General features: G+C 59.5%; 13 protein-coding genes and 1 pseudogene. All 14 read right to left on the minus strand.

Annotation, left to right across the window (positions count from 1 at the left end; genetic code table 11):
* Positions 1 to 219: 219 nt before the first annotated feature.
* Positions 220 to 669 (minus strand): flagellar export protein FliJ, encoded by a 450-nt coding sequence (gene fliJ, locus F0169_RS13620; protein ID WP_058413192.1) that lies wholly within the window; start codon positions 667 to 669, stop codon positions 220 to 222.
* A 3-nt stretch (positions 670 to 672) separates the two neighbouring features.
* Positions 673 to 2,030, minus strand: a pseudogene (gene fliI / locus F0169_RS13625) (flagellar protein export ATPase FliI).
* On the minus strand, positions 2,020 to 2,790 hold the full coding sequence (fliH, locus tag F0169_RS13630) for a flagellar assembly protein FliH (RefSeq protein ID WP_152746823.1): 771 nt from the start codon (positions 2,788 to 2,790) through the stop codon (positions 2,020 to 2,022). Before fliH ends, fliI begins: the two are co-directional and overlap by 11 nt.
* 10 nt (positions 2,791 to 2,800) lie before the next feature.
* Complete coding sequence (gene fliG, locus F0169_RS13635) at positions 2,801 to 3,820, minus strand: flagellar motor switch protein FliG (RefSeq protein WP_048720872.1); 1,020 nt, start codon at positions 3,818 to 3,820, stop codon at positions 2,801 to 2,803.
* Positions 3,813 to 5,588: a flagellar basal-body MS-ring/collar protein FliF gene (gene fliF, locus F0169_RS13640; RefSeq protein WP_058413195.1), complete on the minus strand. Its 1,776-nt coding sequence runs from the start codon at positions 5,586 to 5,588 to the stop codon at positions 3,813 to 3,815. Before fliF ends, fliG begins: the two co-directional genes overlap by 8 nt.
* A gap of 16 nt (positions 5,589 to 5,604) precedes the next feature.
* The gene (gene fliE / locus F0169_RS13645) at positions 5,605 to 5,934 is read right to left on the minus strand and encodes a flagellar hook-basal body complex protein FliE (RefSeq protein ID WP_058413196.1); all 330 of its coding nucleotides are present in this window, start codon (positions 5,932 to 5,934) and stop codon (positions 5,605 to 5,607) included.
* Positions 5,935 to 6,065: 131 nt separating this feature from the next.
* Positions 6,066 to 7,445, minus strand: a complete 1,380-nt coding sequence (locus F0169_RS13650; RefSeq protein WP_122250252.1) for a sigma-54-dependent transcriptional regulator — start codon at positions 7,443 to 7,445, stop codon at positions 6,066 to 6,068.
* A 6-nt stretch (positions 7,446 to 7,451) separates the two neighbouring features.
* On the minus strand, positions 7,452 to 8,663 hold the full coding sequence (locus F0169_RS13655) for a sensor histidine kinase (RefSeq protein WP_122250254.1): 1,212 nt from the start codon (positions 8,661 to 8,663) through the stop codon (positions 7,452 to 7,454).
* 109 nt (positions 8,664 to 8,772) lie between these two features.
* The gene (locus F0169_RS13660; protein ID WP_058413198.1) at positions 8,773 to 10,248 is read right to left on the minus strand and encodes a sigma-54 dependent transcriptional regulator; all 1,476 of its coding nucleotides are present in this window, start codon (positions 10,246 to 10,248) and stop codon (positions 8,773 to 8,775) included.
* Between the two features lie 168 nt (positions 10,249 to 10,416).
* Positions 10,417 to 10,713 (minus strand): flagellar protein FliT, encoded by a 297-nt coding sequence (fliT, locus tag F0169_RS13665; protein WP_058413199.1) that lies wholly within the window; start codon positions 10,711 to 10,713, stop codon positions 10,417 to 10,419.
* A 29-nt stretch (positions 10,714 to 10,742) separates the two neighbouring features.
* On the minus strand, positions 10,743 to 11,147 hold the full coding sequence (gene fliS / locus F0169_RS13670; protein WP_058413200.1) for a flagellar export chaperone FliS: 405 nt from the start codon (positions 11,145 to 11,147) through the stop codon (positions 10,743 to 10,745).
* Between the two features lie 136 nt (positions 11,148 to 11,283).
* A complete protein-coding gene (gene fliD / locus F0169_RS13675; RefSeq protein ID WP_152746824.1) occupies positions 11,284 to 12,684 on the minus strand; it encodes a flagellar filament capping protein FliD in 1,401 nt (466 codons plus the stop codon).
* Between the two features lie 80 nt (positions 12,685 to 12,764).
* Positions 12,765 to 13,115, minus strand: a complete 351-nt coding sequence (locus F0169_RS13680; protein ID WP_152746825.1) for a flagellar protein FlaG — start codon at positions 13,113 to 13,115, stop codon at positions 12,765 to 12,767.
* 76 nt (positions 13,116 to 13,191) lie between these two features.
* Positions 13,192 to 14,347, minus strand: a 1,156-nt coding sequence (locus F0169_RS13685) for a flagellin (protein ID WP_152746826.1), incomplete at its 5' end; no start/stop codon positions are given.

Genomic DNA, 14,347 nt, shown 5'->3' on the forward strand with positions numbered 1-14,347 from the left:
ATGCATTCTGCTTGGGGGATTAGGCCGGCTTCCGGTTCTTTCAAAAGTGACCCGCTGTAAGAGCGGAACCGATACAAGCCATAAACTCAATAACGGATATGCACTCAAAACCAAAGCCACAAACCTGGATGAATTTTAATAGCAAAAACAATAGGTTATTTGTAGTTTGATAGGAGGTGGTTTGCTCCCACAAAAAGCAAAGAAGATCCGCGGTGCTGGCTAAAACTGTTCTTGGCGAGGCAGTCGTTGCGATAGCTCATCCAGCAACTTTTGCTCGCGCTTGTCTTCAATCGCCCGCGCTTCGTCGATATAGCGCTGCACCAGTTTGCGCAAACCCTCGACCCGGGCGAACGCCTGCTGCCAGCCCTCACGCGCTTTATCGAGGTTGTTCTGGTGCCAGGCCAGGCTCTGGCGCTGTTGGCCGACCGCGGTTTCCAGCTGGTTGAGAAAGCCCTGGTAACCCATCAGCCATTGGCCCGACACGCCCTTGCTGCCGCGGTCGATCCACTGCTGCTGGTACTCACCGCGAAAGCGCTCCAGGTCGCCGAGCTTGCTTTCCGCCAACCGTACCTGGCCCTGAAAGTAACCCAGCCGCTGAACCGCAGCTTTCTCGGCCTTTTCGGCCATGTCCACCACCGGAGCCAAGCGCGACGCACGCGTACTGGCCATACCTTAACCGCCTGGCGCCGGGGCGAAGATCGAGCCCAAGTGCGCTTCGCTTTCGCCCATGCTGATTTTGTCGTTGAGCCCTTGGCGCAGATAGGTCACCAATTGCGGCTGCAAGGCAATCGCCAGGTCAGTCTCACGGTCGCCACCCGCCACGTAGGCGCCAACGCTGATCAAATCGCGGCTCTGTTGATAACGCGACCACAACTGCTTGAATTGCTGCGCCCGGGCCATGTGTTCCGGCGTAACCACCGCAGGCATCACCCGGCTGATCGACGCTTCGATGTCGATGGCCGGGTAGTGCCCCTCTTCCGCCAGGCGACGCGACAGCACGATGTGCCCGTCGAGTACACCGCGCGCCGAGTCGGCAATCGGGTCTTGCTGGTCATCGCCTTCGGAAAGCACGGTATAAAACGCGGTGATCGAACCACCGCCCGCCTCGGCGTTACCGGCGCGCTCGACCAGCTTGGGCAGCTTGGCAAACACCGACGGCGGATAGCCTTTGGTGGCGGGTGGCTCGCCGATGGCCAGGGCGATTTCCCGCTGGGCCTGGGCGAAACGTGTGAGCGAATCCATCAGCAACAGAACATTCTTGCCCTTGTCGCGAAAATATTCGGCGATACGCGTGCAGTACATGGCGGCGCGCAACCGCATCAGCGGCGCATCGTCGGCTGGCGAGGCCACCACTACCGAGCGTTTGAGGCCTTCTTCGCCGAGGCTGTGCTCAATGAACTCCTTGACCTCGCGGCCCCGTTCACCAATCAGCCCGACCACGATGATGTCGGCTTCGGTAAAGCGCGTCATCATGCCAAGCAACACCGATTTACCCACGCCGGTACCGGCGAACAGGCCCAGACGCTGGCCGCGGCCGACCGTCAATAATCCGTTGATGCTGCGAATACCCACGTCCAGCGGCTGCTGATGGGGTTACGTTTAAGCGGGTTGATGGTGGGGCCGTCCATCGGCACCCAATCTTCGGCTTTCATGCTGCCCTTGCCGTCCAACGCGCGCCCGGCACCGTCCAACACGCGGCCCAGCATGCTCATGCCCATGGGCAGGCGGCCAGTGTCGGCCAACGGCACCACGCGGGCGCCGGGGGCGATGCCCGCCAAGCTGCCGACCGGCATCAGGAAAATCTTGCTGCCGGAAAAGCCCATCACTTCAGCTTCGACCTGCATCGGGTGGTAGCTGTCGTCGTTGATTACCATGCAACGGCTGCCCATCGCGGCGCGCAGCCCTTCGGCTTCGAGGGTCAGGCCAACCATGCGCAACAGGCGCCCTTCAAGGATCGGCTGGCCGGGCAACACGGTGGCCTCGGCGTAGCTGCTCAGGCGCTTGGCGAAGCTGGTGCGGTCAAGGCGCATCGGTGGCGTCCAGGTCAACGCTCAGGTCGGGTTCGGTCGGGTTAAGGGCCTGCTCGTGCTGTTGGTCGAGCAGCTTGGCCATGATCTGGGTGATACGCGTTTCAACGGTCGCATCGATGCGGCTGTGTTCGGTCTCGACGCGGCAACCGCCGGGCTGCAGCGACGCGTCTTCCACAATCCGCCAGGTTTCTTCATGGCGCTCGCGCAGGGCTTTGACCTGTTCGAAGTCCTGCGGGTTGATGTACAACCGCACATTGCCGACGCCCAGCGGCAATAGCTTGAGGGCTTCGCGCATCACGCTTTCGATTTGGCTGGAATCAAGCACCAGTTCGCGCTGAATGACCTGGCGCGTAATATGCTCGACCAGGCCGACCATGGCTTTTTCGATGGTCGAATCCTGCTCGGCAATCGGCTCGAACAAACTGCCCATCAGGCGCTCCAGGCTGGCCAGCTTGACGCTCAACGCAACTTCGGCTTCCTGGCGGACCTTGAGCGTGGTGCTGCGAAAACCGTCTTTTTCACCCGCCGTAAAGCCTTCGTTGTAGGCCTCCTGGCGGATGCTTTCCAACTCTTCCAGGGTCAGTGGCTGGACTTCGTCCAGCGGCACTTCTTCCATTTCCGCAGGCGGCACTTCAACCGGTTCAGGCTCGGGTTCGGGTTCGGGTTGGTGCGGATCAAAACTGGGCAACGACCAAACGTCGAACCCGCCGACATCCCGCGCACGAATCAGGTCGCTGGGTGCCTCATCTTTGCTCGACATGTGCAGCGCCTTAAATCATTTCTTCGCCGCCCTTCCCGCCGAGAACGATTTCTCCGGCTTCGGCCATACGGCGGGCAATCGTGAGGATTTCCTTCTGCGCGGTTTCCACATCGCTGACGCGCACCGGGCCTTTGGCCTCCAGGTCGTCGCGCAACAGTTCGGAAGCACGCTTGGACATGTTCTTGAAGATCTTCTCTTTGACGCCTTCGTCGGAGCCCTTGAGTGCGAGTACCAGCACATCGGAGGAGACTTCGCGCAGCAACGCCTGAATGCCACGGTCGTCGACATCGGAGAGGTTGTTGAACACGAACATGAGGTCTTCGATCTGGCCGGACAGCGTGTCGTCGATCTCGCGGATCGAGTCCATAAGCTGGCCTTCGACCGAGCTGTCGAGGAAGTTCATGATGTCGGCCGCGCGCTTGATACCACCCAAGGTAGTACGCGAGGCATTCGAATTGCCGGAGAACTGCTTCTCGAGAATCGTGTTGAGTTCTTTCAGGGCCGCCGGCTGCACGGTGTTCAGCGACGACACGCGCAGAATGATGTCGAGGCGCACTTTATGGTCGAAATGGCCAAGCACTTCGCCCGCCTGGTCAGGGTCGAGGTAGGCCACCACGATGGCCTGGATCTGCGGGTGCTCGTAGCGGATCACGTCCGCCACGGCGCGCGGCTCCATCCATTTCAGGCTGTCGAGGCCGCTGGTGTTGCCACCCAGCAGGATACGGTCGATCAGGCCATTGGCTTTGTCTTCGCCCAACGCAGACGTCAGCATTTTGCGGATATAGCTGTCGGAGCCGACACCCAGGCTGGTCTGGTCGCCGACGATCTCGACGAACTCGCTCATCACCTGTTCGACTTGCTCGCGGTGCACATTGCGCATTTGCGCCATGGCCACGCCCACTCGCTGAACCTCTTTGGGGCCCATGTGGCGCAGCACTTGTGCGGCGTCGGTTTCACCCAGGGACAGCAGCAATACTGCGGCTTTATCGACCTTGGTGAGTTTGGCAACAGCGGCTCGACTATCACTCATCTGCGTTAATCCACTCTTTCACGACCTGAGCCACACGGCCCGGGTCTTCTGCCACCAGACTTTTGATTGCGTTCAACTGAGCGTCGTAACCTTCGCTCGGGCTAGGCAACAAAATGCTTTGCGGGCCACCGAGGCTGACACGGTCGTTGGCCAATTCGCCATCCAGGCCGCCCATGCCACCCAACTCCACGTCGCTGCCTGCCAGCGCAAGCTGCTTTTTGCCGTTGCCGGTGATGTTGTTCAGCACCGGGCGCAGCACGCCGAACACCAGCACCAAAATAAACAATACACCCAAAACTTGCTTGACGATGTCCCAGAACCACGGCTGCGTGTAGAACGCCGCTTCGGCAATCACTTCACCACGTTCGGCGGAGAACGGCATGTTGATCACGCTGACGCTGTCGCCACGGCTGGCGTCAAAACCGACCGCGTCCTGCACCAGACGCGTGAAGCGCGCCAATTCATCGGCGGTCCACGGCGCACGGGTGACAGCACCGTCAGCCGCGTTGACCTTGACCTGGTCATCGACCACCACCGACACCGACAGGCGATTGATACGGCCCTGTTGTTGCTTGGTGTGGCTGATGGAGCGGTCGAGTTCGAAGTTCTTGGTCGACTGGTTACGCTTGTCTGCCGGGTACGGCGCAAGCATCGGCTGGCCGGTGGCCGGGTCCATGATCTGCTGGCCGTTGGCGTCGAGCAATGGCTGGCCAGCGGCAATAGCACCTGCGGTCGCGGCGGCGCCACCGGTGGTTTGCGGGGCGGTGGCCGGCGCTGGCGGCTGGTTGCTCAACGCACCCGGTACGCCTTGCGGGCCACTGCTGGCAGTGCGTTGTTCGCTGGTCGACTGTTCGCTGCGCAGGGCTGGCTGGTCCGGGTTGAATTGCTCGGACGTCGACTCGACAGCGCTGAAATCCACGTCGGCAGACACTTCAGCTTTGTAGCGGTCGTTGCCCAATACCGGCTGCAGAATGTTGTGCACGCGTTGGGTGAGCATGCTTTCCATGCGGCGGCTGTAGTCGAACTGCTTGCCGGCCTGGGTCAGTGCCGAGTTTTCGGCCATGTCCGAGAGCAGGTTGCCCTTCTGGTCGACCACGGTGATTTGCGACTTGCTCAACTCGGGAACGCTGGTCGCCACCAGGTTGATGATCGCCAACACCTGGCCAGGCTCCAACGAGCGGCCGGAGAACAATTCGACCAACACCGAGGCACTTGGCTTGCGTTCATCACGCACGAACACCGAGCTTTTCGGAATCGCCAAGTGCACGCGGGCGCCCTTGACGTTGTTCAGGCTCGAAATAGTGCGCGCCAGTTCGCCTTCCAGGCCACGACGATAGCGCGTGGCTTCCATGAACTGGCTGGTACCGAGCCCCTGGTCCTTGTCGAGAATTTCAAAACCGATATTGCTGTCGGACGGTGTCACGCCAGCGGCGGCGAGTTTCATCCGCGCACGCGCCACGTCGTCGGCCTTGACCAGCAACGCACCGGAGTTAGGCTCCACGGTGTAGGCGATGTCGGCGGCGGCGAGGGTTTCCATGATCTGCTTGGAATCCATGCCCGCCAGGCTGCCATACAGTGGGCGGTAATCAGGTTGCTGCGACCACAGCACCACGGCAAAACCAATCGCCACGCTGGCAGCCAGGCCGACCATAAGGCCGACCTGACGCAACATGGTCATTTCGGAAAGGTTTTCCAGGAACGACAGCCCAAACAGCGGCGGCTTGCCGTCTGCTTTGGCGGGAGGGTTATCCACGACTGCTTCTGCCATGACTTAAATCTCGTCCTTAAACCGGCATCTGCATGATGTCTTGATACGCCTGAACCAGCTTGTTACGCACTTGGGTCAGGGCTTGAAAAGAAACGCTGGCCTTTTGCGACGCGACCATCACGTCGGTGAGGTCCACGCCGCTTTTACCGATTTCAAAGGCGGTCGACAGCTGATTCGAGGCTTGCTGGGTATCACTGACCTTATTGACGGCCTGACCGAGCATGTCGGCAAAACTGCTTTGGCCCAACGCTGGCGCTGGGGCGACGGATTTCGGTTGAGCCATGGCATCCATTTGCATGGAGCGCATATCCAACATTAACCGATTGAACTCAATACCTTGGCTCATGACCTTTTCTCTCCGACGACCTGCAATTTTTTGACACTACGCAGCAATTACTAAGGGAGGTAGCAACAAGGGTGCCAGCTCTGTAGCAACTCGTAAGAAAAGGCGACAAACCTTATCGGCGTTGTTACTGGTCAGGTTGCGAAAAGGTACGCTTCCACGTCCATTCCAGCGTCGCGCATCTGCGCCAGCTTGTAGCGCAGGGTGCGCGGGCTGATGCCCAGGCGCTCGGCGGCTTCTTTGCGGCGGCCGCGCTCGGCACGCAGGGTGTCGATGATCATCTGGAATTCGCGGCGGCGCAGATCGTCGCCCAAGGCACCGCCGGACTCGGCTTCAGTGGCCACCACCGGCGCTGGCGCCAGGCTCGGCAACGGCGCAGCGCCATTGCCCATGGCCAGGCAGAAGTCTTGAGGCTGAATCAGCCCACCCTGTTGCAGTATGAGCGCACGCTGGATGGCGTTATCCAGCTCGCGCACATTGCCAGGCCACGGGTAGCTGATCAGGCACGCCTGAGCCTCGGCCGACAGCCGCGCCTGGGCGTGCTTCATTTTTTTGACGTGGTTGTTCAGCAGGCGCTCGGCCAGCGGAATAATGTCTGCCGGGCGCTCGCGCAATGGCCGCCACGCCAGCGGAAACACCGAGAGCCGGTAGAACAAGTCCTCACGAAAGCGCCCCGCCGCCACTTCGCCCGCCAGGTCGCGGTTGGTGGTGGCGACCACGCGAATGTCCAGCTGGATCGGCTTGCGCGCACCCACGCGCTCGACTTCGCGCTCCTGCAACACCCGCAGCAACTTGGCTTGCAGGCCCAGCGGCATTTCAGAGATTTCGTCGAGAAGGATAGTCCCGCCGTCCGCCTGTTCGAACTTGCCCGCCTGGGCCGCGATGGCGCCGGTGAACGAGCCCTTTTCGTGGCCGAACAAGGTGGCTTCCAGCATGTTGTCGGGGATCGCCGCGCAGTTGATCGCGATAAACGGTTGTTTGGCGCGGTTCGATTGCTGATGGATATACCGCGCCAGCACTTCTTTACCGGTGCCCGACTCGCCGGAAATCAGCACAGTGGAATCGCTGCGCGCCACGCGGGCCGCCAGTTCGAGCAATTGTGCGCTGGCCTTTTCGAAGGCTATCGGACCTTCGCCATCGGCCGCCGAAACCACGCCGAGGGCGTGTCGGGCAACCAGTTCAATCAAGGCTTTGGGTTCGAACGGTTTAACCAGGTAATCCGCTGCCCCCTGGCGCATGGCGTCCACCGCCCGCTCCACGGCGCCATGCGCGGTCATCAGCAACACCGGCAGTTGCGGCTGACGCGCACGCAGCAGGCCGAGTAACTGGTGGCCGTCCATGCCGGGCATGTTCACGTCACTGACGACCAGGCTGAAAGGCTCTTGCTCAACCGCTTCCAGGGCCTCCTCGGCAGAACCGACCGCGCGGTAGTCATGGCCCGCCAACAGCAGCGTGTCAGCCAATGCTTCACGCAGGGCGCGATCGTCTTCCACCAACAAAACCTTGATAGCCATGTATCTTTACTCCGCGCTCGCCGCGCCAGAAAACAGCGGCAAGGTCATCAATGCACAGGTGCCACGCCCCAACCGGGAATGCAATTGCAATTCTCCCTGATGCGCACGCGCCACCGCCTTGACCACGGTCAGGCCCAGGCCAGTACCGTTGGTTTTGGTGGTGAAAAACGGTTCGCCCAAGCGCCGCAGCACCGCAGGCTCGATGCCGCTGCCGCTGTCGCTGATGCACAGGCGCAGGGTGTGCTCGCGGCGGTAGACATGCACCTTGAGTCGCGCGCCCGGCCCGCTGGCCTGAGTGGCGTTTTCAATCAGGTTGAGCAACGCGCCGACCAGCGTGTCGCGGTTGCACAACAGCTCGCCGAGGTGGCTGTCGCACTGCCAGCGCACGCTCACATCCTGGATATGCGTGGCCGCCGCCGCTTGCAGCGCCTGCATCAGCTCAGCCGGGGTGATGCGGTCGGTCAGCGGCAACTCGCCGCGGGCAAATACCAGCATGTCACGCACCTGGTGTTCCAACTCATGCAGGCGTTCTTTGAGGCGACCGGCAAAGCGCTGGTGCGTCGCCGCCGGCAACTGCTCGTCAGTCAAATGACTGGCGTAGATCAATGCCGCCGACAACGGCGTACGAATCTGATGCGCCAAAGAAGCGACCATACGGCCTAACGACGACAAGCGTTCATGCCGCGCCAATTGGTCTTGCAGGTGGCGGGTTTCCGTCAGGTCGTTGAGCAGCACCAGTTGGCCGGGCTCGGCGTCGAGGGAACGGGTGGCGATCGACAGACGGCGGCCGTCCTTAAGGGAGATCTCGTGCCCGTCGTCCTCGCGCGGCGCAAAGCAACGCGTGATCACGTGGCGCCACAGCTCGCCCTCAAGCGGTTCGCCGAGCAAGTCGCGCGCGGCCGGGTTGGCTTCGCGAACCCGGCCCATTTCATCAATCACAATGACGCCACCGGGCAACAGGTCGAGCAGGTTTTGCAGACGGTTGGCCAGGCGCTCTTTCTCGGCCAGCTCTTGCATGCGCTGGGCACTGACCACCGCCAGCTCGCCTTTAAGCTCGGAAACCCGGGCTTCAAGCAAGCTGTAGGAGTCAGTCAGTTGGCTGGAGATGTGATTGAACTGCGAGAACGCCTGCTCAAGGCCATGCGGGCTGAGCTGCTCTACAGTCGGAACAGGCCCCAAAATATCAGGGGCCGAAGATAGATGGGCGGCGTGGGGCATCATGCTTCTCGCTTGGCTGACCGTCAGTTAAACGGAACGTTACGAGGGCTGTAGCAATACCCGTGCCTAAAAAAAACGGCTTATATTTCAGTCGGTTGAAAAACAGGCGTCAATCATCCGCCTGTTCATCACCTTCGCGACGGCTCATACCGTACTTGCGCATCTTCTCAACCAGCGTGGTTCGACGGATGCGCAAGCGCTCTGCGGCACGCGCCACGATACCGTTGGCATCGTCCAGCGCCTGCTGAATCAGGCCTTGTTCCAGGCTACCGAGGTAGTCTTTCAAGTCCAGGCCTTCGGGGGGCAGCATGGCGGTTGAACCAAAGTCCGGCGTATTGCCGTTAATCGCCACACGCTCTTCCAGGTCACTGCGCAGGCTATCGACCAATTGCTCGTCTTCGTCGTCGACGTAGCGGAATTTCTTCGGCAACTCGACCACGCCGATCACCCCGTACGGGTGCATGATCGCCATGCGCTCTACAAGGTTGGCCAGTTCACGCACGTTGCCCGGCCAGCCGTGGCGGCACAGGGACATGATTGCCGCCGAATTGAAACGAATCGAGCCGCGCTTTTCGTGTTCCATGCGCGAAATCAGTTCGTTCATCAGCAACGGGATGTCTTCGACGCGCTCACGCAGCGGCGCCATCTCGATCGGGAATACGTTGAGGCGGTAGTACAAGTCTTCGCGGAAGCTGCCCACCTCGATCATGCTTTCGAGGTTCTTGTGCGTGGCAGCGATGATGCGCACGTCAACGCTCTGGGTCTTGTTGCTGCCCACGCGCTCAAACGTGCGTTCCTGCAAGACGCGCAGCAATTTGACCTGCATCGGCAGCGGCATGTCGCCGATTTCGTCGAGGAACAGCGTGCCGCCGTTGGCCAGCTCAAAACGCCCGGCACGGCTGGTGATCGCGCCGGTAAAGGCGCCCTTCTCGTGGCCGAACAGTTCGCTTTCGAGCAGCTCTGCCGGGATCGCCCCGCAGTTGACCGGCACAAACGGCCCGTCGCGACGCTTGGAGTGATAATGCAGGTTGCGCGCGACCACTTCCTTGCCGGTGCCGGATTCGCCGAGGATCAGCACGCTGGCGTCGGTATCGGCCACTTGCTGCATCATCTGGCGCACGTGCTGGATCGCACGGCTGGTGCCGACGAGGCTGCGGAACAAATTGGGTTCGCGGTGACGGCCACGCTCACGGGCCTGATCGTACATCTCGCGATAGACTTGGGCGCGGTGCAGGGAGTCGAGCAATTTGCTGTAGCTGGGCGGCATTTCCAGGGTGGAAAGCACGCGACGGCGCTGGTCTTCCGGCAGGTCGACAGAAGAAATATCGCCCATTAGCAACACGGGAAGGAACTCATCCCAGGTTGACAGTGTCTTTAACAAGCCCAAAACGGCGCCAGGAGCGTTTACCGTCCCGATCAGTACACAAATGACTTCACGGCTCGATGACAACGAGCTGACAGCCTGCTGCCAGTCCTGGCTGCCGCAGGGCAAATTTTCTTCGCCAAGAAAATTCAAAATCACCGCTAAATCACGGCGGCGGACGCTATCGTCATCGATCAGCAGAATTTTGGTTTCACGCCACATGCAATAGCAACTTCCCTAGTAAAACTTCCTGCCCGGTGTCAGGGCAATCGAGACGGCTGTAGGACTTCTTAATCTATAGACGCCTGAAATCTGAAAACAACACTAGTTAAGTCAAAAACTCTGGCACAGTCAAATATATGACGCGCCGATCGGTCTAACCGTGCCCGTTCAACCGAACAGATGGTAAACCTTTGACGCACTTTTCGCTTGGTTGATCTGCGACATCTCTTCGAAAATCGCCTGGCGCTCACCCGTCGTCACTTCCAGCAGTTGCTGATACACCGCCAGCAAACTTTCCAGCTTCTCGCGCAGCGCACCCTCGTCTACCGGCGCTTCGCTGAGCACGTCTTCGATCACGTTGCGGCAACCCAGGTCCAGTTCGCCGATAGCGTCCCAGTTGCGTTGCGCAAGCGCGCCGATCAGCGCTTCACGGGTTTCATCAATGCGTTGCAGTGCGTGGCTCATGACGGGTTCCTCAAGGCCTGCGGCCTTTATTATTGTGCGGCGCCTTGGGGGGAAGCGATGGCATCCCAACCTTGTTTTACGGTAATCATCAAACGCGCGACTTCGTCGATCATGTCGGCATCGTTGTGCAGATTAGCTTCCATCAAGCGGTTGGTCATGTACACATAGAGGTTTTCCAACTGGTGCACATACGCCTTATCGTCGCTTTTTTCGGCGTTGAGACCGTCGCGCAGGCCGATCACGATGTCGGTGGCCTTGCCCAGCATCAAGCCTTTCTGAGCGATGTCACCACGCGCCAGTGCACCTTTGGCCTGAGCCATGCGGTCCAGCCCACCTTCCATCAGCATCTGCACCAGCCGATGCGGGCTGGCCTCAGAGATCTGGGCGTGGGAATTGACCTTTTGGTACTGGCGTAGGGCTCTCATGGCGTTCATATTTCTACCTCGTGACCGGCGACAACGTAAAAGATTCTAGTAACCTTTATGTCGACGGTATCGCACAAAACTTTAATGGTTTGAACCTCAAAAAAAAGCCCAGGCCAATGGCCCGGGCTTTTTTACACGCGCTCAATCAGCTGTTTTTGTCATTGTTCAAGGCGTTGAGGGTACCCAGAATGTTACTGCTCTGTTGACGCAAGCTTGCCACCAGGGAGTCCATGGAAGCGTACTTGCTGGTCAAACTGGTCTGCAATGCCGCGCTGCGTTCGTCCAGTGCAGACTGCTGCTTGCTCAGGTCTGTGAGGCTTTCAGACAGCGACGCCGAACGGGTGGCAAAAATGCCGGTACTCGGCTTGGCATAGTCGTCCGTTGCCGCCGTCATGCGCGCCAACAAACCGGTCTTGCCAGTGAACATACTGGTGATGTCAGCGGCATTGGTCAGCGCCGCAGCCCCCCACTTCTTATCGTCAATGGTCAGCAAGCCTGTGCTCTGGTCAGTGCTGATACCAAACTGCGCCAGCGACTTCAGGGTACCGCTACCGGACAACGCATTAAACTCATTGCGCAGGGCCGACTGCAACGTGCGCAGGGTCGGATCACCGGTCAGCGTCGCGGCTACGGAGTTACCCGAGGCATCCTTGGTCACAGCGGTTTCGGTGTTCATCGCTTTGAGCAGGGCGTTGTAGGTATCGACAAAGCCCTTGACCCCAGACTTCAAGGCGGTGGTGCTGGTGCTGACTGAAATAGTCAGCGCCGTACGCTTAGGATTTTCAGTTTGATCATTGGTGGTAACTGTCGGCGATACCGTCAACAACTTGATGCTGATGCCACTCACCGCATCGGCGATGTTGTTGGTCTTCGACTCAGCAGCAATCCCGTCAATCGTGTACTTGGCGTTCTGCGGCGGGCTGACCACCGTATAGCCTGTATCAATCCCGGAGTTGCCCGACATTGTGATGTCCGAACCCACACCACCGTTTGTCGAGGTAAGGATCAGCCGTGAACCGCTGGAGTCGGTCAGGATGTTGGCACTGAGCCCGGCAGTGGAGAACTGCGAGTTGATCGAATCACGTACCTGCTGCAGCGTCGCGCCAGGCGGTACGCTCAGGTCGTACTTCTTGCCAGACTGGCTCATGGTCAGCGTGGTTGCTGTCGTCGTTTTATTCACAACCGTGGTCTGGCCAGCCGCAAAACTGACAGTCGACAGCTTGGAGGGCGTGGCCAACTGGTTGACCACCAGCGAGAACGAGCCGTTGGACGCACCGGCACCGGCCGTCATGGTCGCCACGGCCTCATTGGACGAGGTGCCGGTCAAGCCACTGAAACTATTGTCGGTACCCATCGTGGTAAGGGCACCGCGAAACGCGTCCAATGCCGCCTGAATTTTGCCGATCGACGACAGCGTGGTGGTCGCTTTTTGCGACTGACTGTTGATTTGCAGCTGCTTGGGCGCTTTATCAGCATTCACCAGGGATGTCACAATCGACTGGGTATCGATACCCGAACCGACACCGCTAACCGTTGTACCCGCCATCATCTTTCTCCTTATCAGGCGCTGCCGTTATCTTGACGAACACCCGCTCAAGACAAATCAGCAACACGTTTCATGCCAGCTCAGGCCTGTTCGTCAAACAACATATGACTGGCGCTCGCCAGGTTCTGTGCCAACTTCAGGGCCGTCTCTGAGGGAATCTGGCGAATAACTTCACCGCTGTCAGTGGCAATCACTTTGACGACCACCTGATGGGTGGAGTCATCAATCGAAAAATCCAGCTGACGCTGGTTCGCTTGTACGAATTCTCGCATGTCGGTGACCGCTTTTTCCAGATCCGCCCGTGCAGGCTCTCCCTGGGAAGGCTTGGTCGCCTCGACTTTGCTTTTGTCTTTATCAGCAACCACCGGGGCAGCTGCGCTTTGAGGTGCAACCGGCGGATAAGACTGGTTCAGCTTTACACTCATGTCCATGTCCAATCTCCTCAACAACCGAAAAGACGAAAAGGGCACGTAAACGCGCCCTTCCGTCCGTTACTCAGCGCCGTTGTTACTGAAGCAGCTTCAGTACAGCGGATGGCAGTTGGTTGGCTTGCGACAGGATCGCAGTAGAAGCCGACTGCAGGGTTTGTTGCTTGGTCAGCTCAGCTGTTTCAGCAGCGAAGTCAGTGTCCATGATGGTCGAACGTGCAGCGGTGGAGTTCTTCTGAATGTTGGTCAGGTTGTCTACAGTAGTTGCCAGACGGTTCTGCACAGCACCCAGGCCCGAACGGCTGCTGTCGATGCCGCTGATAGCGCCGTCGATTACCGCGATAGCGGCCTGTGCGTTGAAAGCACTGGTCACGTCGGTCGAAGCAACAGTGGTCTTGGTCGAGGCAATGGTAGTCACACCAGTGCCAGCGAACAGGCCAGTTACGCCGGCGCCGTTCAACGAGTAGCCTTTGGAAGAGTCCAGGTCGACTGCACCAGTAGCGATCAGGCCGTCGGCCACAGCAACAGCAGCACCGTAAACGCCTTTGCCATCTTTGGTTGCAACAGTGATCGAGCCAGCATCGGTCGAAGCGCTGAAACCAATGTTCTCACCTGTATCGGACTTAACCGACAGAGTGCCTTTGGATTCGTCGAAGTTAACGCTGATGCCGAGCTTGGCAGCGTTGGACTTCAACTGGTCAGCCAGGTTGGCAGTGTTGGTTACGCCGGTGAACGTGGTGGCTTGGCCACCAATGGTCATGGTGAACGAAGCCGGGGTAGTCGCCGCGGCAGCGCCGACGGTGAACTGAGCTTCAGTGCTGGCGGTAGCCGACAGGCCGCCTACAGCGCCGGTCAATTGGCTGGCGATGGTTTTGGCCGAAGCACCTGCTGCTACAGTGATGCTGGCAGACTGGCCGTTGCCGGTCACGCCGATCACGCCGCCTGCAACACCGGTGGTGCTAGGTGCAACGCCGACGCTTTTGATCTGCTGCGAACCAATGTTGTTGGCTGCAACGTTGTCCAGGCTCAGGTTGATAGTTTCGTTGGCGTTGGCGCCGACCTGAATGGACTTGGTACCGTACGAACCGTCGAGCAGTTTTTGGCCGCCGAAGGTGGTGGTTTGGGAGATACGGGTCAGTTCCGAAGTCAGAGCCTGGTATTCGTCATTGTTCGAAGTACGGTCGGCGTCGCTCAGGGAACCAGTGGCCGAAGACAGGGCCAGGGTACGCATTTTT

Origin of the sequence: Pseudomonas kitaguniensis (genome assembly GCF_009296165.1) — a bacterium.
Classification (GTDB): Bacteria; Pseudomonadota; Gammaproteobacteria; order Pseudomonadales; family Pseudomonadaceae; genus Aquipseudomonas; species Aquipseudomonas kitaguniensis.

What these genes read in the sequence shown, in the direction of transcription:
- fliJ (WP_058413192.1), bottom strand. Translation starts at nt 669, where the DNA reads ATGGCCAGTACGCGTGCGTCGCGCTTGGCTCCGGTGGTGGACATGGCC.
- fliH (WP_152746823.1), bottom strand. Translation starts at nt 2,790, where the DNA reads ATGTCGAGCAAAGATGAGGCACCCAGCGACCTGATTCGTGCGCGGGAT.
- fliG (WP_048720872.1), bottom strand. Translation starts at nt 3,820, where the DNA reads ATGAGTGATAGTCGAGCCGCTGTTGCCAAACTCACCAAGGTCGATAAA.
- fliF (WP_058413195.1), bottom strand. Translation starts at nt 5,588, where the DNA reads ATGGCAGAAGCAGTCGTGGATAACCCTCCCGCCAAAGCAGACGGCAAG.
- fliE (WP_058413196.1), bottom strand. Translation starts at nt 5,934, where the DNA reads ATGAGCCAAGGTATTGAGTTCAATCGGTTAATGTTGGATATGCGCTCC.
- F0169_RS13650 (WP_122250252.1), bottom strand. Translation starts at nt 7,445, where the DNA reads ATGGCTATCAAGGTTTTGTTGGTGGAAGACGATCGCGCCCTGCGTGAA.
- F0169_RS13655 (WP_122250254.1), bottom strand. Translation starts at nt 8,663, where the DNA reads ATGCCCCACGCCGCCCATCTATCTTCGGCCCCTGATATTTTGGGGCCT.
- F0169_RS13660 (WP_058413198.1), bottom strand. Translation starts at nt 10,248, where the DNA reads ATGTGGCGTGAAACCAAAATTCTGCTGATCGATGACGATAGCGTCCGC.
- fliT (WP_058413199.1), bottom strand. Translation starts at nt 10,713, where the DNA reads ATGAGCCACGCACTGCAACGCATTGATGAAACCCGTGAAGCGCTGATC.
- fliS (WP_058413200.1), bottom strand. Translation starts at nt 11,147, where the DNA reads ATGAACGCCATGAGAGCCCTACGCCAGTACCAAAAGGTCAATTCCCAC.
- fliD (WP_152746824.1), bottom strand. Translation starts at nt 12,684, where the DNA reads ATGGCGGGTACAACGGTTAGCGGTGTCGGTTCGGGTATCGATACCCAG.
- F0169_RS13680 (WP_152746825.1), bottom strand. Translation starts at nt 13,115, where the DNA reads ATGGACATGAGTGTAAAGCTGAACCAGTCTTATCCGCCGGTTGCACCT.